General features: G+C 64.9%; 23 protein-coding genes and 2 pseudogenes. 14 read left to right on the top strand and 11 right to left on the bottom strand.

Annotated elements, in window-relative coordinates; translation table 11 throughout:
- Positions 1 to 9 precede the first annotated feature (9 nt).
- From C2L66_RS34995 to C2L66_RS34950, 10 genes and pseudogenes are all read left to right on the top strand, one after another.
- Positions 10 to 945 (top strand): annotated as a pseudogene (locus C2L66_RS34995) (NAD(P)-dependent oxidoreductase); the annotation flags it as partial.
- The gene (locus C2L66_RS34990) at positions 942 to 1340 is read left to right on the top strand and encodes a cupin domain-containing protein (RefSeq protein ID WP_054932350.1); all 399 of its coding nucleotides are present in this window, start codon (positions 942 to 944) and stop codon (positions 1338 to 1340) included. The pseudogene C2L66_RS34995 and the gene C2L66_RS34990, both read left to right, overlap by 4 nt.
- Positions 1341 to 1391: 51 nt before the next feature.
- Positions 1392 to 2183, top strand: coding sequence for a carboxymuconolactone decarboxylase family protein (locus C2L66_RS34985; protein WP_060608430.1), 792 nt, complete (start codon positions 1392 to 1394; stop codon positions 2181 to 2183).
- Complete coding sequence (locus tag C2L66_RS34980) at positions 2176 to 2379, top strand: hypothetical protein (RefSeq protein WP_060608428.1); 204 nt, start codon at positions 2176 to 2178, stop codon at positions 2377 to 2379. The genes C2L66_RS34985 and C2L66_RS34980 overlap by 8 nt, the downstream gene beginning before the upstream one ends.
- 110 nt (positions 2380 to 2489) lie before the next feature.
- Entirely contained in the window at positions 2490 to 3170 is a 681-nt protein-coding gene (locus tag C2L66_RS34975; RefSeq protein WP_035994078.1) for a GntR family transcriptional regulator, read from the top strand.
- Between the two features lie 451 nt (positions 3171 to 3621).
- The gene (locus tag C2L66_RS34970; protein ID WP_054932347.1) at positions 3622 to 5355 is read left to right on the top strand and encodes a pyrroloquinoline quinone-dependent dehydrogenase; all 1734 of its coding nucleotides are present in this window, start codon (positions 3622 to 3624) and stop codon (positions 5353 to 5355) included.
- A gap of 92 nt (positions 5356 to 5447) precedes the next feature.
- Positions 5448 to 5987, top strand: a complete 540-nt coding sequence (locus C2L66_RS34965; RefSeq protein ID WP_224099389.1) for a c-type cytochrome — start codon at positions 5448 to 5450, stop codon at positions 5985 to 5987.
- Between the two features lie 54 nt (positions 5988 to 6041).
- Positions 6042 to 6674 (top strand): ankyrin repeat domain-containing protein, encoded by a 633-nt coding sequence (locus tag C2L66_RS34960; protein ID WP_098021691.1) that lies wholly within the window; start codon positions 6042 to 6044, stop codon positions 6672 to 6674.
- Positions 6675 to 7175: 501 nt separating this feature from the next.
- The gene (locus C2L66_RS34955) at positions 7176 to 8996 is read left to right on the top strand and encodes a S10 family serine carboxypeptidase-like protein (RefSeq protein ID WP_060608422.1); all 1821 of its coding nucleotides are present in this window, start codon (positions 7176 to 7178) and stop codon (positions 8994 to 8996) included.
- Between the two features lie 71 nt (positions 8997 to 9067).
- Positions 9068 to 9463 carry a hypothetical protein gene (locus C2L66_RS34950; RefSeq protein ID WP_054932343.1) on the top strand — a complete coding sequence of 132 codons (396 nt, stop codon included), beginning with the start codon at positions 9068 to 9070 and terminating at the stop codon, positions 9461 to 9463.
- Between the two features lie 69 nt (positions 9464 to 9532).
- Here C2L66_RS34950 and C2L66_RS34945 read toward each other — a convergent pair whose 3' ends face one another.
- Both C2L66_RS34945 and C2L66_RS34940 read right to left on the bottom strand, forming a co-directional pair.
- Positions 9533 to 10468, bottom strand: a complete 936-nt coding sequence (locus C2L66_RS34945) for a histone deacetylase family protein (RefSeq protein ID WP_060608420.1) — start codon at positions 10466 to 10468, stop codon at positions 9533 to 9535.
- A 168-nt stretch (positions 10469 to 10636) separates the two neighbouring features.
- Complete coding sequence (locus C2L66_RS34940; RefSeq protein ID WP_060608417.1) at positions 10637 to 11734, bottom strand: AraC family transcriptional regulator; 1098 nt, start codon at positions 11732 to 11734, stop codon at positions 10637 to 10639.
- A gap of 293 nt (positions 11735 to 12027) precedes the next feature.
- On the opposite strand from C2L66_RS34940, the gene C2L66_RS34935 reads away from it, so the two are divergent.
- Both C2L66_RS34935 and C2L66_RS34930 read left to right on the top strand, forming a co-directional pair.
- Positions 12028 to 13698 carry an AMP-binding protein gene (locus C2L66_RS34935; protein ID WP_060608409.1) on the top strand — a complete coding sequence of 557 codons (1671 nt, stop codon included), beginning with the start codon at positions 12028 to 12030 and terminating at the stop codon, positions 13696 to 13698.
- A 129-nt stretch (positions 13699 to 13827) separates the two neighbouring features.
- Positions 13828 to 15615: a SulP family inorganic anion transporter gene (locus tag C2L66_RS34930; RefSeq protein ID WP_060608406.1), complete on the top strand. Its 1788-nt coding sequence runs from the start codon at positions 13828 to 13830 to the stop codon at positions 15613 to 15615.
- A 16-nt stretch (positions 15616 to 15631) separates the two neighbouring features.
- On the opposite strand, the gene C2L66_RS34925 is transcribed toward C2L66_RS34930, so the two are convergent.
- Positions 15632 to 16753 carry a PAS domain-containing sensor histidine kinase gene (locus tag C2L66_RS34925; protein WP_060608404.1) on the bottom strand — a complete coding sequence of 374 codons (1122 nt, stop codon included), beginning with the start codon at positions 16751 to 16753 and terminating at the stop codon, positions 15632 to 15634.
- Positions 16754 to 16961: 208 nt separating this feature from the next.
- On the opposite strand from C2L66_RS34925, the gene C2L66_RS34920 reads away from it, so the two are divergent.
- Complete coding sequence (locus tag C2L66_RS34920; RefSeq protein WP_054932365.1) at positions 16962 to 17279, top strand: hypothetical protein; 318 nt, start codon at positions 16962 to 16964, stop codon at positions 17277 to 17279.
- A 24-nt stretch (positions 17280 to 17303) separates the two neighbouring features.
- Here C2L66_RS34920 and C2L66_RS34915 read toward each other — a convergent pair whose 3' ends face one another.
- The 8 genes and pseudogenes from C2L66_RS34915 to C2L66_RS34880 form a co-directional block, all read right to left on the bottom strand.
- On the bottom strand, positions 17304 to 17672 hold the full coding sequence (locus C2L66_RS34915) for a DUF3564 domain-containing protein (protein WP_054932336.1): 369 nt from the start codon (positions 17670 to 17672) through the stop codon (positions 17304 to 17306).
- Between the two features lie 118 nt (positions 17673 to 17790).
- On the bottom strand, positions 17791 to 18822 hold the full coding sequence (locus C2L66_RS34910) for an Acg family FMN-binding oxidoreductase (protein ID WP_060608400.1): 1032 nt from the start codon (positions 18820 to 18822) through the stop codon (positions 17791 to 17793).
- A 15-nt stretch (positions 18823 to 18837) separates the two neighbouring features.
- Positions 18838 to 19653 carry a fumarate/nitrate reduction transcriptional regulator Fnr gene (gene fnr / locus C2L66_RS34905; protein ID WP_060610464.1) on the bottom strand — a complete coding sequence of 272 codons (816 nt, stop codon included), beginning with the start codon at positions 19651 to 19653 and terminating at the stop codon, positions 18838 to 18840.
- Positions 19654 to 19670: 17 nt separating this feature from the next.
- Positions 19671 to 20075 carry a response regulator gene (locus C2L66_RS34900; protein WP_060608397.1) on the bottom strand — a complete coding sequence of 135 codons (405 nt, stop codon included), beginning with the start codon at positions 20073 to 20075 and terminating at the stop codon, positions 19671 to 19673.
- 123 nt (positions 20076 to 20198) lie between these two features.
- Positions 20199 to 20846, bottom strand: coding sequence for a response regulator (locus tag C2L66_RS34895; RefSeq protein ID WP_054932333.1), 648 nt, complete (start codon positions 20844 to 20846; stop codon positions 20199 to 20201).
- Positions 20843 to 22054, bottom strand: a pseudogene (locus C2L66_RS34890) (PAS domain-containing sensor histidine kinase); the annotation flags it as partial. The pseudogene C2L66_RS34890 and the gene C2L66_RS34895, both read right to left, overlap by 4 nt.
- A gap of 325 nt (positions 22055 to 22379) precedes the next feature.
- Positions 22380 to 23225: a universal stress protein gene (locus tag C2L66_RS34885; RefSeq protein ID WP_054932332.1), complete on the bottom strand. Its 846-nt coding sequence runs from the start codon at positions 23223 to 23225 to the stop codon at positions 22380 to 22382.
- Between the two features lie 27 nt (positions 23226 to 23252).
- Complete coding sequence (locus C2L66_RS34880) at positions 23253 to 24092, bottom strand: universal stress protein (protein WP_054932331.1); 840 nt, start codon at positions 24090 to 24092, stop codon at positions 23253 to 23255.
- A gap of 221 nt (positions 24093 to 24313) precedes the next feature.
- Here C2L66_RS34880 and C2L66_RS34875 point away from each other — a divergent pair, with 221 nt between their 5' ends.
- Positions 24314 to 25354, top strand: coding sequence for a zinc-dependent alcohol dehydrogenase family protein (locus C2L66_RS34875; RefSeq protein ID WP_060610458.1), 1041 nt, complete (start codon positions 24314 to 24316; stop codon positions 25352 to 25354).
- The last annotated feature ends 58 nt before the right edge of the window (positions 25355 to 25412 follow it).

Raw genomic sequence — 25412 nt, 5'->3', positions numbered from 1 at the left:
CCTGACTTCAAGGGAATAGCGGAAATGAACAAGGAACGGATCGGATTCATCGGTCTCGGCAACATGGGCGGCCGCATGGCGCGGCGTCTCGTCGATGCGGGCATTGCCGTGCTCGGTTACGACACCGCGCCCGAGCGCGTCAAGGCAGCGGGCGCGCAGGCCGCGGCATCGATCGCGGACGTGATGAAGTTCGCCGACGTCGTGATGATGTCGTTGCCGGACAGCAAGGTCGTCGAGGCCGTGGTCGAAGGCGAGGGCGGCGTGCTCGCGCATTGCCGCGCCGGACAGATCGTCGTCGATCTGAGCACGGCCGCCGCCAGTTCGACGATACGGCTCGCGCGGCGCTTCACGCAGAGTGGCGTGCAGTATGTCGATGCGGGCATTTCAGGCGGCGCGGCAGCAGCGGAGAAAGGCACGCTGACGCTGATGGTCGGCGGCGACGCGAGCGCCGTCGAAGCGCTCAAATGGGCATTCGCGCCGATCAGCTCGAAGGTCGCGCACATGGGCGAGAGCGGCGCGGGCCACACCACCAAGCTGCTGAACAACTTCCTGAATGCCGTGAGCCTCGCGGCGAGCGCGGAGGTGATGGTGGCGGGCAAGAAGGCGGGGCTCGATCTGCATCTGCTGCTCGACGTGCTCAACAGCAGCAGCGGCGTGAACTTCGCGACGCTGAACCGCTTTCCGAAGATCGTCGATGGCGATTATCTGGAAGGCGGGCTGACGGGCAAGCTGATGACCAAGGATGTCGTGCTGTATGTCGATCGCGCGCGCGAGCTGGGCGTGGTGTCGCTGAACGCAGCGGGGCCGCTCGCGAGCTTCGGTCTTGGCACGGCGCTGGGTTATGGCGACGTGATCAGCAACCGCGTGGTCGATGCGATCGGCGATGTGTCGGGCGGCGTGCGACTGTACGACGGGAAGATTCGCAAAGAGGAGAAGCAGGCATGAAGGTATTTCACGGCAGGGCGGAAGGGAAGTTGTCGGAACTGCGCGGCGAGACGTTTTCGGGCACGGTGTGGGCCGACCCCGTGATGCCGCCGACGGATGGCGTCACCATCAACACGGTGTTCTTCGCGCCGCGCGGCCGCACCTACTGGCATACGCACGAGCAGGGCCAGGTGCTGCAGGTGACGGCGGGCAAGGGCTGGATTTGCAAGGAGGGCGAGGCGCCGCAGGAAATCCGCCAGGGCGACATCGTGTTCATCGGGCCGAACGAGCGTCACTGGCACGGCGCGAGCGACGGCAGCTACATGGTGCACATCGCGACGTCGATCGGCAAGGCGACGTGGCAGGAAGAAGTGGCCGAAGCGGATTATCCGCAGGGGCTCGTCGCGGCGGGCTGACACGGCGCGCGGCGCGGGGAAAGCATTGTCGTCATCGGAAGGAGCAAGCGAATGAAGCAGGGAGAGCAGCCGGCGCGCGCGCCTCGCGAGCCGCAGCAGATCAGGGATGACTTCGTGCGCGTGCACGGCGTCTGGAATGCCGCGTGGGACAGCATGCTGCGCCTCGATGCGGGCTTTGTCGATGCGTACGTGAAGTTCTCCGCCGTGCCCCAGCGCAGAAACCATCTCGATGACAAGACGCGCGCGTTCATCGCGCTCGCCGCCGACGCATGCGCGACGCAGCTGTACGGACCGGGCGTCGCGCATCATATCGAACGCGCGCTCGGGTTCGGCGCGACGCGTGAAGAGCTGATGGAAGTGCTGGAGCTGATCAGTACGATCGGCATTCACACCAGCAATGTCGGCGTGCCCGTATTGCTCGAAGTGCTCGAGGAAGAAGGCTTGCGCGCGGGACCCGCGCCGCTCGACGAACGCCGCCGCGCACTCAAGGATGCATTCGAGAAGAATCGCGGCTACTGGCATCCAACGTGGGAAGGGCTGCTCGAACTCGATCCCGATCTGTTCGAAGCGTATGTCGAGTTTTCTTCCGTGCCGTGGCGCACGGGCGTGCTGAGTCCGAAGATCAAGGAGTTCATGTATTGCGCGTTCGACGCGTCGTCGACCCATCTGTATGTGCCCGGCCTCAAGCTGCACATACGCAACGCGCTGCGCTACGGCGCGACGGCCGACGAACTGATGGAACTGCTGGAGATCGTCAGCACGACGGGCATTCACGGCGCCGAACTCGGCGCGCCGCTGCTCGAAGCGGCACTGGCGAAGCAGCGCGTGGCCGTCGATGCTTGACCTCGGAAAGTCTCGCCTGAACGCATCGAGCGGGACCGACACGCGTGCTGCGCGCCCGCCTCGAAACCCCGATTCAGGCGGGCGCGATTCCCATTCGACGTTCCGCGCATTGCAGGCGCTGCCGCTCGCGCGGCTCGCCGCGAACGGCACCGACCACGCGCATGTGCGGGCCGTGGCGATACTCGGCTACAACTGAAGCGCTGCGGCGAGGCAACAATGAACGCGTTTTATGCGTAACGGAGGACGGAAAACGGCTGGCGGTGAAGTATCATAGCGACTGTAACTTTGTCGGACGGGAAGACAATAATGTCGACTGATATCGGGTTGGTCCGACCTGAGACGCTACGTCATCAGGTCGAAAACGTGCTGCGGCAGGCCATCATGAGCGGGCGCTTTGCGCCAGGCGCGCGTCTGATCGAGCGCGAACTGTGCGAGTCGCTCGGCGTGAGCCGTACCTCGGTACGCGAAGCGCTGCGCAAGCTCGAGGCGGAGAAGCTCGTGCGCAGCGTGCCGCACAAAGGCCCTATCGTCGCCGTCATCTCGCAGCAGGAAGCGAGCGAACTGTATGCGTTGCGCGGGTTGCTGGAAGGCTTCGCGGCGCACGAGTTCGCCAGACTCGCCAGCGACGCGGCCATTGCGCAATTCGGCGAGGCCGCGAAGGAACTGCGCACCCAGGCGATGGCGCAAGACCAGGCGGGCGTGCTCAAGGCCAAGACCGCGCTCTATGAGGTGCTGCTCGACAACTGCGGCAATGCGCTGGTTAAGGAGGTTCTGAACAGCCTGTATTCGCGGGTGAATCTGCTGCGCGCCACGTCGCTGATGCATCCCGACCGGCTGCCGAGCAGCCTGCGCGAAATCGACAAACTCTACAAGGCGCTCAAGGCACGCGACGCCGACGAAGCCCAGGCGCTCGCGCGCCTGCACGTGGCGAACGCGGAGAAAGCCGCGATGCGCATGCTCGGCGAGAGCGACGACGCGCAAGCCTGAGCGATCCCGGTGCGAAGCCGGTGCGAACCCGGCCGCCGGCTTCGCATCGCTTCGATGCAACGCACAATGCGTGCGTCCACAAGCACGTTATAAACCCCGCACTACGCCGGTCTGGTCGTCAACGCAGCGCGAGCGGCCGTCAATCCTCATACGTGAACCGACCTTCATTTGCGCGGCAACCGGGCGCCAATGCGCTGCCGCGCGCCTGGTAAATCGGCATCGCTTCGTCTACGCTTAATTGAGCCGGCCTTGAGGGCGAGAGTGATGCCGTACTCGCCGAATCTGCGCAGCCGACCCGTCCCGACCAAGCAATCAAACGGTTCCAATTTCAAAGCTTTTGTTGTTTGAGAGGGGTTGCGCGAGCGTGCCCGTCCACCCGTGGTCTACGTGCGGACAGCCGCCGCGCTCCAGCGCTCGCAAGCTCAAACGATAAAAAGCCGAGGAGACGCTCATGATTCCATCCCCGCGGTACCTCGCCGTTTTCGTTCCCTTGCTGTTCGCCGCGCTCGCATCGCCCACCGCGCGAGCCGCCGACGAAGTGCAGAACACGTCCACCACCACGTCGTCGCCGATGCCGTCGACGTTTGCGCCCGTCAGTCAGTCGCAGCTCGACAGCGCCGCCGGCAACACGTCCGACTGGCTGCATCCGAACGGATCGTATGCGCAGACGCGCTTCTATCCGGCCACCCAGATCAACCGGACCAACGTGGCGAAGCTCAGGCCGGTGTTCATCTTCCAGACGGCTGTCAACGAATCGATGGAAACGGCGCCGATCGTGTCGAATGGCGTGATGTTCATCACCACGTCGTTCAATCACGTCTATGCCGTCGATGCCGTGACGGGCAAGGAGTTCTGGCACTACAAGCACAAGATGGGGCCGGTCACGACGTTCTGTTGCGGGCCCAACAATCGCGGCGTGGCGATCTCCGGCGATCGGCTGTTCATGGGCACGCTCGACGCGAAACTGGTCGCGCTCAACGCGAAGACGGGCAACGTGCTGTGGGAAACCAAGATCGCCGATCCTGACGAAGGCTATTCGGAAACGATGGCGCCGACGGTGGTGGACGGCAAGGTGCTGATCGGCACGAACGGCGGCGAATACGGCATACGCGGCTTCGTAAAGGCGTTCGACGCGAATTCCGGGCAACTGCTGTGGACCTTCTACACGATCCCCGACACCGGCCAGGAAGGCGTATGGGCGACCAAGGACGCAACGGGCCGCGACGAGAAGCGCGATATCGCCGCCGAGAAAAAGCAGCTCGCGGATAAAGGCGGCGACTTCTACAAGACGCTCGGCGGCGGCGTGTGGATGACGCCTGCCGTCGACCGCAAGACGCATACGGTGTTTTTCGTGGTCGGCAACCCGTCGCCGGACCTGTATGGCGCGATCCGGCCGGGCGATAACCTCTATACGGATTCTCTCGTCGCCATCGATCTCGACACGGGCAAGTACAAATGGCATTACCAGTACGTGCCGCACGACGTGTGGGACCTCGACGCCGTCAGCCCGCCGATCCTGATCGACGTGCGCGACACGAACGGCACGATGATTCCCGGCGTGATCCACGGCGGCAAGACGGGCCATATTTACGTGCACGATCGCGCAACAGGCCGCCTGATCCGCTTCTCGCAGGCGATGATTCCGCAGGAGAACATGTGGACGCTGCCCACCGCCGAGGGCGCGCGGATGCTGCCGGGTGCGAACGGCGGTGTCGAATGGTCGCCCATGGCGTTCGATCCGAAGACGCGCCTCGCCTACGCGGCCAACCTGCATCAACCGATGACCTATCAGGTCACGGACGCGCCCTATCCCGGCGGCAGCAAGCTGTGGCTGGGCGGCGCGTTCAAGGTGATTCCGTCCGAAGAGCAATGGGGCAAGCTGTCGGCTGTCAACGTCGACACGGGCAAGGTGGCGTGGGACTTCAAGACGGCACAGCCGTTGATCGGCGGCGTGCTCGTGACGGGGGGCGGGCTCGTGTTCAACGGCGAAGGCAATGGCCTGTTCCGCGCGTTCGATGCATCGACGGGCAAGAAGCTCTGGGAATTTCAGTGCGGCGCGGGCGTCAATGCGCCGGCCGTGTCGTATAGCGTGCGCGGCAAGCAGTACGTCGCCGTCGCGGCGGGCGGCAACACGCAACTGGACTTCAAACGCGGCAACACGGTGCTGGTCTTCGCGTTGCCGTGATGACGAGAGCCCGGACGTCATCTCCAACCGCGCAGCGCGCCGCGCGTATCGTGGCGCGCGTCTGCGCGGTGTTTCTTTGTGTGGGCGGTGCTATGTGGCCGCTAGCCGACGCACGCGCCGACGCGCAAGCGGGCCAGACGAAGGCGCAGACCTGCGTCGCCTGTCACGGCCCGATGGGCAATTCGACCGATCCGCAGTATCCCGTGCTCGCCGGACAGACCCAACGTTACATGTACCTTCAGTTGAAGGACTTCAAGGAAGGCCGTCGCAAGGACCCGCGCATGTCGCCGATGGCGGCCAACCTCTCGAAAGACGACATGCAGGATCTCGCCGACTATTTCGCCGCGCAGAAACCCGTTCCCGTCGATTTCAAGGCGGACGGCGTGGCGGTCGAAGCGGGGCGCAAGAAGTCCGCTGCGGAGCTTTGCACGATGTGCCACCTCGGCAACTTCGCGGGGCAGAACGAGATACCGCGTGTGGCCGGGCAGCACTATCAGTACATCGTCAAGCAGTTGCAGGACTTCCGTTCCCGCACGCGCACCAACGATGCCGGCAACATGGGCAGCGTCGCGCGCAATCTGACTGACGACGATATCCGCAACCTCGCCAGTTACGTCGCGAACCTGCAGTAGCCTCGGGAGACGAACATGTGTCACGCCGTGCGATATGGGGCGACTGCGTTGTTGATGGCGGGCGCACTGTGGGCCGCATCGGGCGCCGCGCTTCCCGCAGCCGCCGAAGAAGCGGGCGAGGTGAATCGCACGCTGCTCGCCGCCGCGAAAGACGGCGACCGCGCGAGCGCGATCGCCGCGCTCGATCGCGGCGCGGCCGTCGATACGGCAACCCGCATCGGCGATACAGCGTTGCTCACTGCGTGCAAGAAGGGCGACGCCGAACTGGCGCGCGTGATGGTCGATCATGGCGCGAACGTGAAGCATGCCAACGCGTCCGGCGTCACGCCGCTGATGGCGGCCGCGTATGGCGGCTACGACGGCATCGTCGCGTTGCTGCTCGCGCGTGGCGCCGATCCGCTGGCGACGGATCGCGTCGGCAAGACCGCGATGGAATACGCGGCGGGGCAGGGGCAAACGCAAGTGGTGAAGCAGTTGCTCGATGCGGGCATTGACGTGAACCGCCGCTACAAGAACGATCTCACGGCGTTGATGTGGGCCGCGGGATACGATCGCGCCGATACCGTCAAGCTGCTGCTCGCACGCGGCGCTGATGAGTCGCTGAAGGACAATCGCGGCATGACGGCGAAGGACATTGCCGCGCAGACACAATCGAATCAGGTGGCGAATCTGTTGTCCGCGCATTAGTTGCGGCGAAAGCGGTTATTAATCCGGTTCGGCACGGATCAATACCTGGTTGAAAAGAAAAGCGTAATTCTTCAATTCGGTTTGTCGGTCGCGCGATAAAACATTACGACAATGATTTCGATGTGATTTTTCGAAGCCGAAACAATAGATGCGAACGCAAGTTTCGCTCCTATTCGCCACGCATCGCGCGTAAAAACGTGCCTTGACAAAGTCCCGCTCGACCTCCTATTTTTCCTCTGCCAACCTTCATTACCAAATCTTTCCTGATCGGAAAGAAATAAAGGACCGAGTACAACTTACCGGGGTGGATTGACGTTTGTAATTAGTGATCCGAATTATTAGAAAATTGGTGCGGGCTGTATCGAGGCTGTTAGAAACAAGAAAGTTTAATGTCAGCCGCTGTGAGTGCCGACGAATTCTGCACTGCTGTCTGTTGCCTATGCGCCTCATCGGCGAAGGCGGCCTTCGTGTAGCGGTAACTTACCTGTCACAGGGACAGAAATGAAACCAGACCGTAGCATTAGCTGGAGCCGCCCGCGTCTGGGGCAGCTAGCCGCTTCAGGCGCGATGATTCTCGGGTTGCTGGTTCTGGCGGCATGCGGGGGAGGCGACGGCAGTCCCGCTTCGTCGGCAACGAGCGCGTTGAGCCAGGCGGCGAATCCGCAAGCGCTCGCGCAACAGCAGGCACAGCCGCAGGCGGCCAACAAGCCATACACCGATCCGATTCCCTATTCGCCGCATGCGAACGACGGCCTTGCCGCATCGCAGGTCACGGAGAAAGCGGCTGTGATGCACTACCAGTGGAAGTCGGGCAAGACGACGGTCAACTATACGACGACGACAGGCCACCTGACGGCAGCGGACGCAAACGGCAATCCGGAAGCCACGATGTCGTACGTGGCTTACACTGCGCCAGCCACGAACGGCAAGCCGCGCCCGCTGACGTTTCTCTATAACGGCGGTCCGGGGTCGTCGTCGATCTGGCTGCGGCTCGGTTCGTTCGCGCCCACGCGCGTCGCGACGCCCGATCCGCTGCTCACCAACTGGCCGAACTATCCCGTCGTCGACAATGCTGAAAGCCTGATCGACACGACCGATATGGTATTCATCGATCCGCCCGGCACGGGTCTTTCGGAAGCGGTCCTGCCGCATACGAACAAGCAGTTCTGGGGCGTCGATTCCGACGTCAACATCATGCGCGATTTCATCATCCGCTATCTGGCGGCCAACCATCGCGCCGGGTCGCCGATCTATCTCTACGGCGAGTCGTACGGCACGCCGCGCACCGACATGCTCGCACTGGCGCTGGAAACGGCAGGCGTGCCGCTGACGGGCATCGTGCTGCAGTCGTCGATTCTCAACTACTTCGCCGACGCAATCGAAGCCGTGGCAATTCTGTTGACCACGGAGGGGCTGCAACTCGACACCGACACGCTCGCCGGTTATTACCCCGGTTATGCGGAAGTCGCGGCGTATTATCGGCAGGTGTCGCCGCCGTTGATCGATCAAGGCCTGTTCGCGCTGCAATCGGAAATCTTCGCGACGGGTCAGTACAACCACTTCAAGCAGTATGCGCAGACGTGGGTGCTGAGCCAGCTTGGCATACCCGATGCGCTCGGCAACCCCGTGGTCCCGCCGACGCGCACGCTGCAATCGTGGGAGTGGCCGTCGAGTCTCACGCTGCAGGCGCTGCAGGGCTACTTCAGCACCGACTCGTTTGGCTTCGCGCTGGTGCCGGGCTATACGATCGGCCGTTACGACGGACGCGTGTCGCTGCCCAATTCGGACCCGCGCCTGCAAACCGATGGCGACCCGTCGGACATCCTGATCTCGCAGCCGTTCACGACGGCGCTCGCGACGCAGATGCCGGACTATCTCGGCTACACGGCGCCGAACGCGACCTACATGCCGCTGAACGACGACATCATCGAGGCATGGGACTTCTCGCATGACGGCCAGCCGCTGCCCGATACGCTGCCCGATCTGCTCGGCGCGATCACGCTCAATCCGAAGCTGAAGGTGCTCGCGGAGAACGGCTTCCACGATCTCGCCACGCCGTTCTTTACGACCGAGAAGGAACTGGCGCGTCTGCAAACGGTGCGTGGCCTGAATCCGAACCTCCAGGTGAATTTCTTCCAGGGCGGGCACATGATCTATCTGGACGATGTGGCGCGTCCGAAGATGAAGAGCGATCTGGTGAACTACTACGGCGGGCAGCCGATTCCGCTCGCGCTATCGCTGTGGACCTTGCCCGCGCCGTGGCGCGACGAAAGCCCGGCGGGCACGCCGACTTCCACCGCACAGGCTGCGACGGCGCAGTAGGCTCAATGGAACAGGTCCCCGCCCGACACGGATGCGGGGATTCCCGGCTCATCTATTCAGGGCGAGTGATCATGTCATCAATCGATAGGTTGTCGCGCGTTGTTCCCATCATCGTCGTGCTCGGCGCCGTGATGGGCAGCGCGCACGCGGCGACGCAGGCCGTTGCGCCTGTGACGCTGCCAAAGGGCGCTCATGGCGTCGACGGTCCGTTTTTCCCGAGCACCCGCGCAGCGGCCATTACGCCATCCACGGGGACGCAATTGCAGCAGCAGGCGCAACAGCGCATCGACGCGCGCATGGGCGCGAATTCGGTGCTGAGCAATGGCGCGTCGATCACGAAAGCGCAGGCGCAAAGCAGCGGTCTTGGTTTTATCGCGAAGCACTTCGATCAGATCGACACCGCGCATTCGGGGCGGGTGTCGTTGAATGACGTCAGGCAGTATTTGCAGCAGCAACAGGGGCAATAAGAAAAGCCCGCGCATCGGTCGACGTCGATGCGCGGGCTGTTCTTGCAATGCCAGACGCAGCGTTGCGGATCAGTTCCCCATCAACGCGCGCACATGTGCGCGCGTGCCGCCCGACAGCCCTTCCGCGCTGTACCCGCCTTCGAGTATCGACACCACGCGGCCCTCGCAGGTTTCGTCGGCGATGCGCACCAGTTCGCGCGTGATCCAGTGGAAGTCGTCATCGTCGAGACGCAGCGCGGCGAGCGGATCGAGCCGATGCGCGTCGAAGCCCGCTGAAATGATGATCAGATCGGGGCGAAACTCGCGCACGGCGGGCAGCATGTCCGCCTCGATGCGCGACCGGAACAGATCCGAATCGCAACCCGGCGGCAGCGGCACGTTGAGGATATTGTGGCTCACGCCTGTTTCAGCCGACTTGCCCGTGCCGGGATACAGCGGCGATTGATGACTCGATGCATAGAAGAGTTCGGGCCGGTCGTAAAACGCAGCCTGGGTGCCGTTGCCGTGATGAACGTCGAAATCGACGACGGCCACGCGCTCCAGTTTGTGCACGTCGTGCGCATACGCCGCCGCGATGGCCGCCTGATTGAAGATGCAAAAGCCCATCGCTTTGCCGGGCTCCGCGTGGTGCCCGCATGGACGCGTCGCGCAGAATACGTTGCGCGCATCGTCGTTGAGCACGGCATCGACGCCCGCGCATGCCGCGCCGACGCAGCGCATGACGGCCTCCCACGAACCCGGCGACATGACGGTATCGCCGCCGTCGAGCGGCATATAGCCGTGCTGCGGCGCGATCTCCGCCACTTCGTCGATGAAGTCCTGGTTGTGAATGAGATGCACCTGTTCGAGCGTGCCCATCGGCGCGTCGCGCCATTCGAGCGCCGCGAATTCCGGCGCGCGCAAGGTTTGCAACACGGTCTTCAGCCGTTCCGGCGATTCGGGATGATGCGGACCGGGCTGATGGTTCAGGCAGGCGGCGTGCGTGTAGACGAGAGTGGGCGGCATGGGGTGCTGATGCGCGGAAGGCCGGGCATCGTCTCCTTGGTCTGGATGTTTTCGAATGAGGAGAACGCGCTGTGCAGCGCTAGCGGCTCCAGAGTATTCTGGCAAGTGTAAGGTCGCGGCTTTCGCGCCGAACAATAAAACAAACTTTGGCACGCCATTGACGTTCGTTTATGGAAGCGCCGCACCGCGATCGCGCCGCACATCGTTCGGCGTCTTGCCTGTCCAGCGCTTGAACGCATGACGAAAACTCACGGCGTCGCTGAAACCCAGCGTCAAGGCAATGTCTTCGATGCTCAGCGCCGTCGTGCCCAGATAGTCGACAGCGAGCGCCTTGCGCACACCCGTCAATAGCTCGCTATACGACGCGCCTTCCGCTTCGAGCTTGCGGCGAAGCGTGCGCGAGGTCATGCACAGGCTCTGCGCGATCTCTTCGATGTCCGGGAATCTGCCGGGCGTACGCGTGAGTTCCTGGTAGACACGCCGCGTCACGCCCGCTTGCCAGCGGAACTGTTCGACCAGACGCGCGCATTGCGTCGAGACTTGTGCGGCCGTGATCGGATTGGCGAGTTGCGGCGCACGCGAGAGCCACGCGGCGGGGTAGCTCAACAGATTCTGCGGCTGCTCGAAGGCGAGCGGGCACTCCAGCACGTCCGACAGCAACGCCGCATGCGGCGGTTGCGCCTGCGTGAACATCGCGCGCGCGGGCACGCACCATGCGCCCATCACGTCCTTGATGACCGTCACGTGCACGGCGAACTGCAGGTCGATCAGAAAGCGATACAACGGCTCGCCGATGTCGGGCATGCGCACTTCGTCGCGATTCGGAAAGACCCACGATGCCGCGTCGTCATGCTCGAACCAGCGGATGTCGAGCATGCCGTTGGCGAGTTGATGGTATTTGACGGCGGTATCGAAGGTCTGCGCGAGCGCTTCCGAGCACAGCAACGCGTAGCCATACATGCCGTAGCTCGAGGCATGCAAACGGCAGCCGACACGCACGCCGAGATCGGGCCGCTCGCATAGACGAACGGCATTGCGCGCCGCGATCAGGAATTGCAGCGAGGAAGTCAGCGTGAACGGGTTGGCGACGGCCGCGGCGTCGAGTTCCGTGCCCGCGAGCACGGCATTCGCGTCGATGCCGGCTTCCGAGGTCACGTCGAGCAGCGCGACGAGCTTGGACGGCGCAAAGCGCTTTTCGCGCCATCCGATCACGGACGGCGCGTGCCGATGAGTTGCCGCCGCGTGTGCGGGCGCGCGTTGCTGCATACGTGAATGAGTCCTGTGTCCGAAAAGATACCGCTTGCGTGCCCGGAATTCTTCGCCCGAACGCATTCGCTCGCCATAGGGTTCACCCTTATTCACCCTGCCAATACCTCGCGCAAACACACATGAATGGCGGCTCGCGCAGCGATCGAGGGCGAAGCAGCTTGTCCGTTGCGATCACCATTTCGGCCTCGCCGATCATTTGCATCCGCGCGGGCGCGCGCGATAGTTCCACCTGCATAAAAGATCGATCAGGAGACAGCGTGGACGACAGCCACCTCAGCCCCCGTCATTGCATGAAGCCGCCCGTGGAAAGCCACGCCAGCCAACGGCACTGGATTGCCTCGTATGGCTCGATCCCTGCGGAGATCGACGCCGGCCGCTATCCGTCGATCAACGCGCTGCTGCAAGGCGCGATGCGCGAGTTCGCGGCCAGGCCCGCGTTCCGCGCGTTCGGCCACACGTTGACCTATGCGGACATCGACCGCCTGTCGTCGGCATTCGCTGCGTATCTGCAGAAGGTGGCGGGCGTCGGCAAGGGCGACCGCGTGGCCGTGATGCTGCCAAACGTGCTGGCGTTTCCCATCGCGTTCATCGCCATCGCGAGGATCGGCGCGGTGCAGGTCAACGTCAATCCGCTCTACACGGCGCGTGAACTGGAGCATCAGCTAAACGACGCGGGCGTCGAAACGATCGTCGTGTTCGACGGCGCGACGCGCACGCTGGCCGAAGTCATCGGCGGCACGAAGATTCGCACGGTGATCACGGCAGGCGCAGGCGACGGCAGCGGCGCCACGCTTGCCGGACCCGCCGCCGATGTGAAGCCGGACGGCGCGCTGCACAACGCGCTCACGCTGCCGCAAGCGCTCGCGCAGGGCGAGCGGCTCGCCGCCGATCCCGTCGACGTCACGGGCAGCGATCTGCTCTTTCTGCAATACACGGGCGGCACGACGGGGCTTTCGAAGGGCGCCGCGCTGTCGCATCGCAATCTGGTCGCGAACATCGAGCAGTTCAAAGCCTTCATGCCCGATTCGCTGCGACCCGGCGTCGAGGTCGTCGTCACGGCGATTCCGCTTTATCACATCTTCGCGCTGACGGTGAATTTCCTCACGTACTTCTCCGTCGGCGCGGAGAACTGGCTCGTGGCGAATCCGCGCGACGTCGAGCCGTTCATCGACGTGCTGAAGGCCGCGCGTCCGACCGTCTTCGTCGGTGTCAACACGCTATACGCGGGGCTGGCCGCGCATCCGCGCCTCGCGGAAGTGGACTGGTCGCGGCTCAGGCTGTCCGCGGGCGGCGGGGCGGCCATGATCGATGTCGTGTCGGCGCGCTGGAAGTCCGTGACGGGCAGCTTTATCCGCGAGGGCTACGGGTTGTCGGAGACGTCGCCCGTGGTGTCGTTCAACCCGCAGTTCATCGACGGGTTCACGGGCAACACGGGTCTGCCCGTCCCTTCCACCGACGTCAAGCTGCTCGACGACGACGGCCGCGAAGCGGGCGTCGGCGAGGCGGGTGAAATCTGCGTCAAGGGCCCGCAAGTGATGCGCGGCTACTGGCAGCAGCCCGAGGCCAATGCGCGCGCTTTCACGGCGGACGGCTATTTCCGCACCGGCGACATCGGCGTATTCGACGACAAGGGCTTTCTGAAAATCGTCGATCGCAAGAAGGACATGGTGATCGTCTCCGGCTTCAACGTTTACCCGAACGAAGTCGAAGCCGTGGCGACCGCATTCCCCGGCGTCGCCGAATGCGCGTGTGTCGGCGTCCCCGATGAAAAGACGGGCGAGGCGCTCAGGCTGTTCGTCGTCACCGCGCCGGGCGCGGACGTGACGCAGCAGGCGCTGATCGCGCATTGCCGCGCGAGCATGGCGGCGTACAAGGTGCCCAAGGTCGTTCACTTCGTCGATGCGTTGCCGAAGTCGACGGTCGGCAAGATACTTCGTCGCGAGTTGCGACGCGTCGAATGACGGGCGGATTGCTGTCACCCCATCTGCGGGCATAAGCTGGTTCATGTGACATGCGGCGGCGGCGGGGCGGCAGGCGCCTCGCGGCCGCGCATCCGACGTGAAGCGCTTGTTTACTCGACAGGGCGGGCGATGAGCCGAGCCACCAGTCATCGGGATCATGCCGGCACCCGCCGCCTCCATTCCTTGCTGCGCCGCGTGCCGGGCATCGCGACGCTACGCGCGTATCGGCGCGCATGGTTCTCGCACGATCTGATCGCGGGCATGGTGCTCACCACGGTGCTCGTGCCCGCCGGGCTGGGCTACGCCGAAGCGGCGCACCTGCCCGCCATCACGGGGCTCTACGCCACCATCGCGGCCGTCGTCGCGTATGCGGCGTTCGGGCCGAGCCGCATTCTCGTGCTCGGTCCCGACTCGGCGCTGGCCGCGCTGATCGCGTCGATCGTGCTGCCGATTGCAGGCGCGCGCCCGGAGCACGTGGCGGCGCTGGCGGGCATGCTGGCGATCCTGTCGGGCGTGTTCTGCATCGCGGTCGGCGCATGCCGTCTGGGGTTTCTCACCGACCTGTTGTCGAAGCCGATCCGCCAGGGCTTTCTGAACGGCGTCGCGCTGACGGTCATCATCAGCCAGGCGCCGAAGCTGCTCGGCTTCGACGTCAAGGGCAGCAACCTGGTGCAGGTCGTGGCGGGCCTCGCGCGCGGCGTAGTGGACGGCAAGCTGAACGAGGTGACGTGCGCGATCGGCGCCGCGTGCCTGCTGGTCATTTTCGCCTGCAAGCGCTGGATGCCCGTGGTGCCGGGGATACTCGTCGCCATGGTCGGTGCGACGCTGGCCGTCGCGCTGCTCGGGCTGGACGCGCGAGCGGGCGTCGCCGTGGTCGGCGACGTGCCGCAGGGCTTGCCCGTGCCGTGGTTTCCTTCCGTTTCATTCGATCAGATCGTCGCGCTGGTGCCCGGCGCGATTGCCGTCGGGCTGATTTCTCTCGCGGATATCAGCGTGCTGTCGCGCGTGTTCGCGGAACGCAGCGGCGAGCGCGTCGACCGCAATCAGGAACTGGTCGCGCTCGGCGCGGCCAACATCGCCGCGGGGCTGTTCCACGGCTTCCCCGTCACGAGCAGTTCGTCGCGCACGCCTGTTGCCGAATCAGCGGGCGCGAAAACGCAGCTCACGGGGGTCGTCGCCGCGCTGTGCGTCGCCGCCTTGCTGATCTTCGCGCCGACGCTGCTGCGCTCGCTGCCCGCCGCCGCGCTTGGCGCCGTGGTCGTCGCGGCGGGCCTCGGGCTGTTCGAAGTGCGAGACGTGATCCGCCTGTTGCGCCTGCGTCGCAGCGAGTTCACGCAGTCGATGGCGTGCTTTGCGGGTGTCGCGCTGATCGGTCCGATCCAGGGCATTTTCATCGCCGTCGGGCTGGCGCTGATGGCATTCGTCTGGCGCGCGTGGCGGCCCTATGACGCCGTGCTTGGCCGCGTCGACGGACGCAAGGGCTACCACGACATTTCGCGGCATCCCGCTGCGCGGACCATTCCGGGGCTGGTGCTGTACCGCTGGGATGCGCCGCTTTTCTTCGCGAATGCCGAGATTTTTCGCGACCATGTACAGCGCGCGATCGAAACGGCGGCCGCGCCCGCCAGGTGGGTCGTCGTCGCCGCCGAGCCGATCACGGATGTCGACGTCACGGCCAGCGAAATACTGCGCGCGTTTCATGCAAGTCTGCACGAGCGGCACATCGAACTGTGTTTTGCCGAGATGAAGGGACCGGTGAAGGACATGCTGCGGCGCTACGGTCTGTTCGACACGATGGGCGAACAGCATTTCTTTCCGACGACGGGCGTGGCCGTGGATGCGTACCTGGAACAGCACAACGTGGAATGGCACGACTGGGAGGACGACGCCGACGCGCAGCAAAAAGGCAAGCCGTGACGGGCGACAGCAGCCCTCACTGCACCGCCGCCACAGCGGCAACGGGCACGCGAATCGAAATGTGAAAGCCCTCGCCCGGCGCACTGACGAACGACACCGTGCCCTGTAGCTGCCTGACGCGCTCGCGAATGCCAAGCAGCCCGAACGACGCGCTGACGGGCGGCAGCGCGAGCGTTGCGCCCACGCCGTTGTCCTCGATGTCGAGCGAGACGAGATTGCCGGTGCGCGCCAGCTCGATGCGCACGCGGCTCGCGTTCGCGTGACGCGCGACGTTGGTCAGCGCTTCCTGCACGATGCGAAACAGGTTGGTCGAAGCGAACTCATTGAACCGGGCGGGGAAATGCGGATCGCCAGCTTCGATATGAACCGTCGCGACGACGCCGTAGCGCTTCGTGAAGTCTTCAGCGAGCCATTCGAGCGCGGCCGCGAGGCCCAGATCGTCGAGCAGCGGCGGGCGGAGATCGGAGGCGATGCGGCGCAGCGACGTCGCCATCGCGTCGATCTCCTGTTGCAGCGCGCGCGTTTTTGGCACGAGCGGCGCGGTCTCGGTCTTCGCGGCCAGCGTCGCTTCCATCAGCGCGACACTCATTTTCAGCGCGGTCAACTGCTGCCCGAGGTCATCGTGCAGTTCGCGCGCGATGCGCTTCTGCTCGTTCTCGCGCGTGATCTGCACCTGCGCCGACACCTCGCTCGCCCGTTCGAGTTCCTCAAGGCGCATGCGGTCGGTCATGTCGCGCGTGACCTTGGCGAAGCCGAGCAGCGTGCCGTTGGCGTCGCGCACGGCTGAAATGGTGACGTTGGCCCAGAACCGCGAGCCGTCGCGCCGCACGCGCCAGCCTTCGTCCTCGACGCGCCCTTCGGCGGCGGCCGTTGCCAGTTCGCGGGCCGGCTTGCCGGCGGCGATGTCCTCTTCCGTGTAGAACGTCGAAAAATGACGGCCGATAATCTCGTCGTGTGAGTAGCCTTTGATGCGCTGTGCGCCCCGATTCCAGCTGGCGACATTGCCGGCAGGATCGAGCATGAAGATGGCGTAGTCCTGAACCGCTTCGATCAACAGGAAAAACCGGTCGTCGAGCCGCACATCCGATGCGGACGCCGCGTCATCGTTGCGGGACGGATCGTTGCCCGGCGCGGTCATCGTGATTCCCGGCGGTTGGTGAAAGACGGTTGATTTATATCAGTTCGCGAACGCTTGTGCCAGTTGGCCGGGCGCGTCCGGCGGCAGACGCTTTGCCGCGTTGATATGGGTCAATCGCGCTTTCACGCGTCGCCGATACCCTGACGGCATGGATCTGCGCAAGACTCGCTCTGCGGATCCGATGAAAGCGCGTCAATGGGAGGCGATGGTGGGCATCGGCATGCAGATTGTCTATCTGGGCTGTCATGCGACGGCGGCGCTCGAAGCGGAGGCGGCGATGCAACTGATGCGACTGCAACCGTTCGGCGCATCGCTGTCGGACTGCCATCTGGCCATCGAAGCGCTGCGGCTGCGTTCGGGCAAGCCGCTTTACGATGTGCGCCTCGACCTCGTCACCGCGACACACGAGCGACAGCCGATCGGCCGCCATGCGGCGGAGAGCGCGGAAGAGGCCGTGCGCCGCGCGTTCGACGCCGCGGAGTGCGCGCTCCAGGCAGCGGCCGCTGCATCCACGACACGCCGTTGAGTGCGTGCCGTGTGCCGCGCCGGGTCACACTTCGTCGGCAAAAACGCCGTGCTCGGGCTCGGATTCGGTCCCGTCGATCCACTGCACATGCCATTGCCCGGCGATGGGCGCACGACCTGCATCGCGGTACCAGCGCGCCTGCCCGGATTCGCCTTCGAACGGTCCGTCGAGATCGAGCAGATCGAGGCCCGCCAACTCGCAGCAGACACGATCGCCTGCCGCGTCGAGAATGCGCGTGCTGTCGTTCGACAGTGCCAGCGCGCCCCATTCCGGCAGATCGATGACGGCATGTCCTTCGCGCGACCATTTACGGGCGTCGCGGTCGAGCCAGAGAATGGCATAGACAGACGGCTCGGTGCATTCGAACGTATCGAGGTGAAGGGTGATTCGCATCGACGGCTCCTTTTCGGCGTGGCGGACGCTTTCAATCTACCGCGTGTGCGTCGCTGGAAGTTGAGGCACGTCAAGGGCCGCCGACATGCGCCTGCGGCAAAGCGCTGCTGCCGCGAAGTCAGATGACGACGTCGGCGAGCGGGCGGCGCGGCGAGTGCGCAGCCTGCGGGCCGCGTCCGACGCGCAACAGCAGTTGCGGCGTCGCGTCGAGATGCAGCAGGCCGCTGATCTGCAAGCGTAGCGTGCTCACTTCGATTGGTTGGTTGAGGTAGGAGGCCGTCAATCCTTCGGCGGTGGCGACCAGCAGCATGCGTTCCAGCGCCTGTCCGGCGGCAACCCATGCCTCGCGGTCGTTGCGCGAGGTGGCGATGCCGACGATCAGCGGCGAGCCGTCGACCAGATGCCGGTGCGTGGCAGGCGTCCCCGCGCCGGCGTCGAACACGCGGACCACGGCGGAGACGAGCGGCACCGCGAAATCGAGCAGCCCGCTCACGGCTGTTCCGTACGCGGGCATCCCGTCGTCGACCCGGCGCGGATGAATCCAGACGGCAAGTTCGCGGCGAAAGCGCGGGTCGGCGAACTGGGTATGGTCGGCCTCGGCGACGAGCTGCGCGATTGCCTGGCGATCGGCGCGCGCATGCAGGCAGCCCGCGAAAGCGCCTTCCGCCTCGCAGGCGTCGGCCAGCTTCTGTTGCACGTCGGCGGGAACGGGCTGGTCGGCAAAGGGCGCGCGCGTCGTGACGCGCCGCGTGATCGCGTCGAACAGGGACGCCACGGCCGCGTCGCCGCGACCGTCACGCGACACATGCACCAGCGCGACGACATCGGGGTCCGGGTCCGAAGGAAACAGCGTGATCGCGTAGCTGAACCCGAAGTGGCTCAACGCCACGCGCAGGTTGAAGAGCGCCGCGCCGCAACTGATGATCAACCCGCGATCGAACGGATCGACGACGGGCAGCGCCCGCAGTCGATCCACGCACACCTGCACGGTGCTGCCGTCGATCATGAAGCGCCACGGCTGCGTATTGTGATTGGACGGCGCGAGCACTGCGTATTGCAGTGCAAAGCGCAGTTGCTCGGCGAGCGGCGCGGCGGGATCGAACCGGGTTTCGTCGATTTCCCATGCCGAACGCGGATTGGCGTGGACCATCCCGGCGTGCTCGCGCTAGACCCGCGCGAGCCCCTCGTGGTCGAGGATGCGGATCGTCTTGCCGTTCGCATCCACGAGCCGCTCGCGCTGGAACTTCGAGAACATGCGGCTCACGGTTTCGAGTTTCATCCCGAGATAGCAGCCGATTTCCTCGCGCGTCATGCGCAGATGGAACTCCGCGGCGGAGAAGCCGCGCGCCTTGAAGCGCCGCGACAGATTCAGCAGGAAGGTCGCGACGCGCTGCTCGGCCGTCATCGTGCCGAGCAGCATCATCTGGCTGGATTCGCGGACGATCTCGCTGCTCATCATCTGGTAGATGTGATGCTGCATCGGCTTCAGCTCGCGGCAGACCGCTTCGAGCTGCGCAAACGGAATGATGCAGACCACACTGTCTTCGAGCGCGATCGCATCGCAGTTGTGCTGACAGGTGCCGACGCCGTCGAGCCCCAGCGCCTCGCCGGCAATCTGGAAGCCCGTCACGTGCTCACGGCCCTCGCGATGCATCACGACCGTCTTGAAAGAGCCCGCGCGCACCGCGTAAATGCTGTGAAACGCGTCGCCCGCGCGATAGAGCGCGTCACCACGCTTGACGGAACGCGTCGCGCAAATGATGGCGTCGAGCCGGGTCAGTTCATCCGCGCTCAGTTCGGCGGGCATGCAGAGCGCACGCATCGCGCACGCCGAGCAGCGGGGCGCGCGACGCGCCGGCGGCTCAGCGCGCGAAACGGGATGAATCGGCACGACGCGCGCCGCGCGCATGATCGGACGATCGCTGTCGGCGGCGGCGGCGGCGGTTTCAGTGACAGTGACAGTGGCAGTGGCGGCAAGCATGGTCGGCTCCTGTTCGCTCACGAGGACGCGCGTTGCGTCCGGGCGATGCCTGCGATGGCGCGGCAGGCCGCGTCGAATTCAGACGTCTTGTCGAAGAAAAAATCGGCGCCCGCCGCGTTGCATGCGTCGCGGAAAGCGCGCGCGATGTGGTTCGTCAGCACGATCTTGACGATGGCCGGGTGCAGCCGGGACAGCGTCTCGATGAGGGCGAGGCTGTTGCCGTCGGCAAGGCGCAGGTCGAGCACGACGATATCCGCGTCGCAGGCACGGATGCCTTCCAGCGCCGAGTCCCCGTCTTCAGCCTCGCCAGCGATTTCCACGCCCGCAATGGCGCCCAGCAGGCAAGCAAGACGGCGCCTCACTTCGACGGCGGTGTCGACGAGATAGACCTTGGCGGCGAGCGCTGGCACGGCGGTATCCATGTCCAGCAGTATCGACGGCTCTATCTCAAAAATGTATAGGAGACGGTGGAACCGGCCCTAGGAGTTTAGGTGGGTGTTATAGGAATATTCCTACTGACAGCGGCGCAACCTTAGGAGTCGCGGCTAGATGTCGGACCCGTCGTCGATCAGCTTGTGCCGGATCGCATAGCGCACCAGGCCGTTTTCGTTCGGCATCTGCATTTTTTCGAGGATACGGGTCTTGTGCGTGCTGATGGTTTTGACGCTCACGCACAGTTCGTGCGCGATTTCGGTGATGCTCTGGCCGGAGACGATGCGGCGGAACACGTCGTACTCGCGATCGGACAGGCGGTGATGCGGCAACGCTTCGGCGGGTTCGTTCAGATGCTGCGCGAAGCGCTCGGCCATGGCGAGACTGACGTAGACGCCGCCCGACGCCACCTTCGTCACGGCGCCGACCAGTTCGGCGCTGGCGCTTTCCTTTGTCATATAGCCGGATGCGCCCGCCTTGAAGGCGCGCACCGCGTATTGCTGCTCCGCGTGCATGGTCAGCACGAGAATGCGCAGCGCGGGTTGCTCGTCCTTGATCTGCTTGATGAGATCGACGCCGTTGCGGCCCGGCATCGACAGGTCGAGTACCAGCACATGGGCTTGCGTGGCGCGGATCAGCGCGATGGTCGTGCCGCCGTCGCATGCCTCGCCCGCCACCTCGAAGCCGCTCGCGGATTGCAGGATGTGGCGCAACCCGTCGCGCACGAGTGTGTGGTCGTCGGCAAGCAATACCTTGATCATGGATGCGTATGTTCCTGTTGCACGGCTGGCAAGGGAAAGGTCACCGTCAACGCAAAGCCCTGGTTCCTCGTCGTGTCGATCCGAACCGAGCCGCCCAGCATATGAGCCCGCTCGCGCACGCCGATCAGGCCAAACGGCCGGTCGATGCCCGCGTGCTCTCCCGTACCCGCGTCGGGTTCGGCGCCACGGCCATTATCCGCGATGCGCAGCACATAGTGTTGACTGCTCGCGTGCAGCGTCAGCTCGACGGCACTGGCTTCGGCGTGACGCGCGACGTTGGTCAGCGCTTCCTGGACGATGCGGAACAGGGCCGTCGCAGCGTCCTTTTTGAACGCAGCGTCGCCTGCGTCGATGTATCGTTCGACAGCGATCCCATAGCGGCTGGTGAAATCGTTCGCAAGCCATTCGATGGCAGGCGCGAGGCCCAGATCGTCGAGCATCACGGGGCGCAGATCGGCGGCGATGCGGCGCAATGACGCCACCGTCGCATCGATCGTGCGAGCCATGCCGTGCAGGCGCGACATGGCGTCGATCCGCTCACGGGTGCCCGAACGCGAAGTCAGCTGGTCTTCGAGCACGGAAAGCTCCATTTTCAGCGCGGTGAGCTGCTGGCCGAGGTCGTCGTGCAGCTCGCGGGCAATGCGCGTTTTTTCCTCCTCGCGCACGCTCTGCAGGTTGGCCGACAGCCGCCGCAGTTCCTCACGCGACTGCTTCAGCGCGTTTTCCGACTTCACGCGTTCGGTGACGTCGCGCAACATCACCGTATAGAGCTTGCCGGCGTCCTCGCGTATCTGCGAAATCGATGCCTCCAGCGGGAATTCTTCGCCGTTCGCGCGCAAGCCGAACAGAATCGGCTGGCGTCCCATGATTCGCTCGGAGATGCCCGTCGCGCCGAATTGCGCGACGTGCTGCGCGTGGCTGTCGCGATACCGCTGCGGGATGAATCGGGACAGCGGCGTGCCGAGCGCCTGCGCGGCGGACACGCCGAAGATGCGTTCCGCGGTCGGGTTGAAAATGACGATGTTCTGCGCTTCGTCGATCGTGATGATCGCTTCCATCGACGAGCGGATGATGCCCATCATGCGCGATTCGTCGCGGCCCGCGTTGGAGGTGGAAAGCGCCTGCGTGCGCGCGGCGGCGATCACGCTGACCACGGCGGCCGCAATCGACAACGCGCACAGCGCCGCGACGAGCGCGAGCGTCGCCGCGCCGCTCGACGCGACCACGACAAGCACGGCGACTGCCGCCAGGCCGCAGGCGAGCGCGGCAAGTTGCGCCCGGGCAGCGCGTCGATGCGCGAGAGACTTGCTGGCGACGTCGAGGTCGACTTTCATCCGTGCCTGCCCCGCGAGAAAGACGGACAGCGCGCAACGCTTCGCGACGAATGCCGCCTTCCTGCGAAGCGCGCGCGTGGCGCCGACATGGCGCGCCGTTTTGTGCGCGGCGCGCCGATGCACCCAGGTTGCGCGCTGCCGTGCCCGTCCGCCGCCTGGCGTCTGGCGTCCCGGCAGCGACGCCACGTTCATCTACGCGTCAATGCGACATCAGCACGGGCACGGTCATCGATTCCAGCATCGTCCGCGTGACGCCGCCGAACACGCGTTCGCGCGCCCGTGCGTGCCCATATGCGCCCAGCACCAGCAGGTCCGCGTGCAGATCGGATGCGCGGTTGAGCAGCGTCGCGCCCGTGCCGACGCCGATAGGGTGCGGCGTCGTCGAAAACGACGCGCGCACGCCGTGTGCGTCGAGCCATGCGGCGACGTCGATGCCTTCGGGCGCATCCGCCCCTGGTTGACCGTCATGCTGCGCACGGTGCCGCACGATCTCCACGCCGACATGGCGCGCCCGTTGCAGCAGAGGCATTGCGTCGGCGGCGGCGCGCGCTGCTTCGCGGCTGCCGTCCCACGCGAGCAGCACGTTTTCGCCGAGCGTGCGTACGTCGCCCGCATACGGAACGACGAGCGCGGGACGGCCCGCCCCCAGCACCAGATCGCCGGCGAAGTTCGGCGCGACGAACGAAGCGGGATCGTTCGGGTCTTGCTGGCCGAGCACAAGCAGATCGGCGTGCCGCGCATGCAGTGTGGCGACGTCGAGCGCGGGTCCGGCCGGCGCGCGCCATTCGGCGCTGCGGCCGGCGCGTTCGGCGGCGGCGAGAAAGGCGTTCTGCGCTTTCTCGCGGCGCTCGTCCGCGTGCGCTTCGAGCTGCCCGAACGACAGCGTCCGGTCCTGCCGGAAGAGGGGCCTGAAAAGATCCTGACAGACCACGTACAGGCCGATCAGATGCGCATCCCAGCGCTGCGCGAGTTCGAGCGACAGCGCGATGCGCGTGTGGCTGCGGCGGCTATCGTCGATATGGACGAGCAAGGTCTTGTAGCTCATGTCAGTTCCTTTTTCTCAGCGAAACGCTCAATGCGACAACAGCACGGGCACGGTCATCGACTGGAGCACGGTGCGCGTCGCGCCGCCCAGCACCAGCTCGTGCAAACGGGAATGCGCGTAGGCGCCCATCACGATCAGATCGCAACCCGATTCCGCCGCCTGCGACAGCAGCACGTCGCCGATCGGCGTGTCGCCGCTGGCGGACGCTTCCCGCACGTTCACCTTGACGCCGTGACGCGCGATGGTCAGCGCGATGTCGGCGCCCGGAATGCGCCACAACGGCGGCTCGTCGCGCGTCGCACCGACGGTGAGCAGCGTGACGTCGGCCGCGTGCGACAGGAACGGCATCGCATCGTGAATCGCGCGCGTCGCTTCGCGGCTGCCGTCCCACGCGACCAGCACGCGCTGGCCGACCGTTGTGTGCGCGCCCGCCGACGGCACCAGCAGCACCGGGCGGCCCGCCGACATCAGCAGATGCTCGACGAACTGGTCGGCGATGAACGATTCGGGGTCTTGAGGATCCGTCTGTCCGGCGATCACCAGATCGGCGAGGCGCGCGTAGGGCGGCGCGACGTCGTTCGCATAGCCTGCCGCCGCGATCCAGCGCGCGTCCACTTTTGCGCGCGCGGCTTCCGCATGGAACAGGCGCTCGAGCGCGGCGCACCGTTCGTGACGTTCCCGCTCATGCTCCACATAGTACGAAGCCGTGCCGCCCATCACGAACAACGCGTGCGGATCGGGCAGGTAAGTCGTAAAGAGGCCCGTCAGCCTTGCATGGAACTGATGGGCGACACGTAGCGCGACTTCGAGACGCGGATGCGCGTGAATGCCCGTATCGAGTTGCACGAGAATGCTCTTGTAACTCATCGCCGTTACTCCAGAACACAGAGACGTGGGCGGGCATCGGCCCGCGATGCAATCGAGTCTACGAGGTGCGCTCGCATGCCGGTTGATGCAGATCAAGCGGTGTCGTATCGGAAATCAAGCAGACGTTTGCCCGTTGATTGATCGACGTCAAGCGGGTCGCCCTGCATGCGTCTAGATTGGCGTGTGTGAATTACTTCATTCCTTCAATGGAGGATGTCGTCATGAAAGCACTCGTTTATCACGGTCCCAACGAGAAGTCGCTCGACCAACGCCCGATGCCCGAACTCGCGGCGCCTACGGATGCCATCGTCAGGATGACGCGCACCACCATTTGCGGCACCGACCTGCACATCCTCAAGGGCGACGTGCCGACTTGCGAGCCTGGCCGCATCCTCGGCCATGAAGGCGTGGGCGTCGTGCACAGCGTGGGCAGCGCGGTGAGCGGCCTCGCGGTCGGCGATCACGTGCTGGTGTCGTGCATTTCGTCGTGCGGGCGATGCGACTATTGCCGGCGCGGCATGTACTCGCATTGCACGACGGGCGGCTGGATTCTCGGCCATCGCATCGACGGCACGCAGGCCGAGTACGTGCGCATTCCGCACGCGCAGACGAGTCTCTACCGGATTCCCGCCGGACTCGACGAAGAAGCGCTGGTGATGCTCTCCGACATCCTGCCGACAGGCTTCGAATGCGGCGTGCTCAACGGCAAGGTTCAGCCGGGCAGCACGGTGGCCATCGTCGGCGCGGGGCCCATCGGGCTCGCGTCGCTGTTGACCGCCCAGTTCTATTCGCCCGCGCAGATCATCATGATCGACCCGGACGCGAACCGGCTCGACGTGGCGCAGCGCTTCGGCGCGACGGCCTGCATCGACAACAGCCAGGCGGATGCCGTCGCGCAGGTCATGGCGCTGACGGAATCGACGGGCGTGGATTGCGCGATCGAAGCCGTCGGCGTGCCCGCAACCTTCGAACTCTGCGAAGCCCTGATCGCGCCCGGCGGCACGATTGCGAACGTCGGCGTGCATGGCGTGAAGTGCGATCTCCATCTGGAGAAACTGTGGGACCGCAACATTTCGATCACGACGCGTCTGGTCGATACCGTCAGCACGCCGATGCTGATGAAAACCGTGCGCTCGGGCCGCCTCGATCCGAAGCAGTTGATCACGCACCGCTTCGCGCTCGACGACATGCTCGCTGCGTACGAAACGTTTTCGCATGCGGGTAGCACGCATGCGCTCAAGGTGCTGATCGAAGTCTCGTGAAGCGGGCGCGCTTTTCATTAACCAGCGGTCTTATGTTGGGGCATTTCAAGGAGAGTCG

This window comes from Paraburkholderia caribensis (assembly GCF_002902945.1).
Taxonomy (GTDB): Bacteria; Pseudomonadota; Gammaproteobacteria; order Burkholderiales; family Burkholderiaceae; genus Paraburkholderia; species Paraburkholderia caribensis.
Note: the sequence above shows the minus strand (reverse complement) of the source record. Positions and strands in the feature narration are given on the sequence as shown.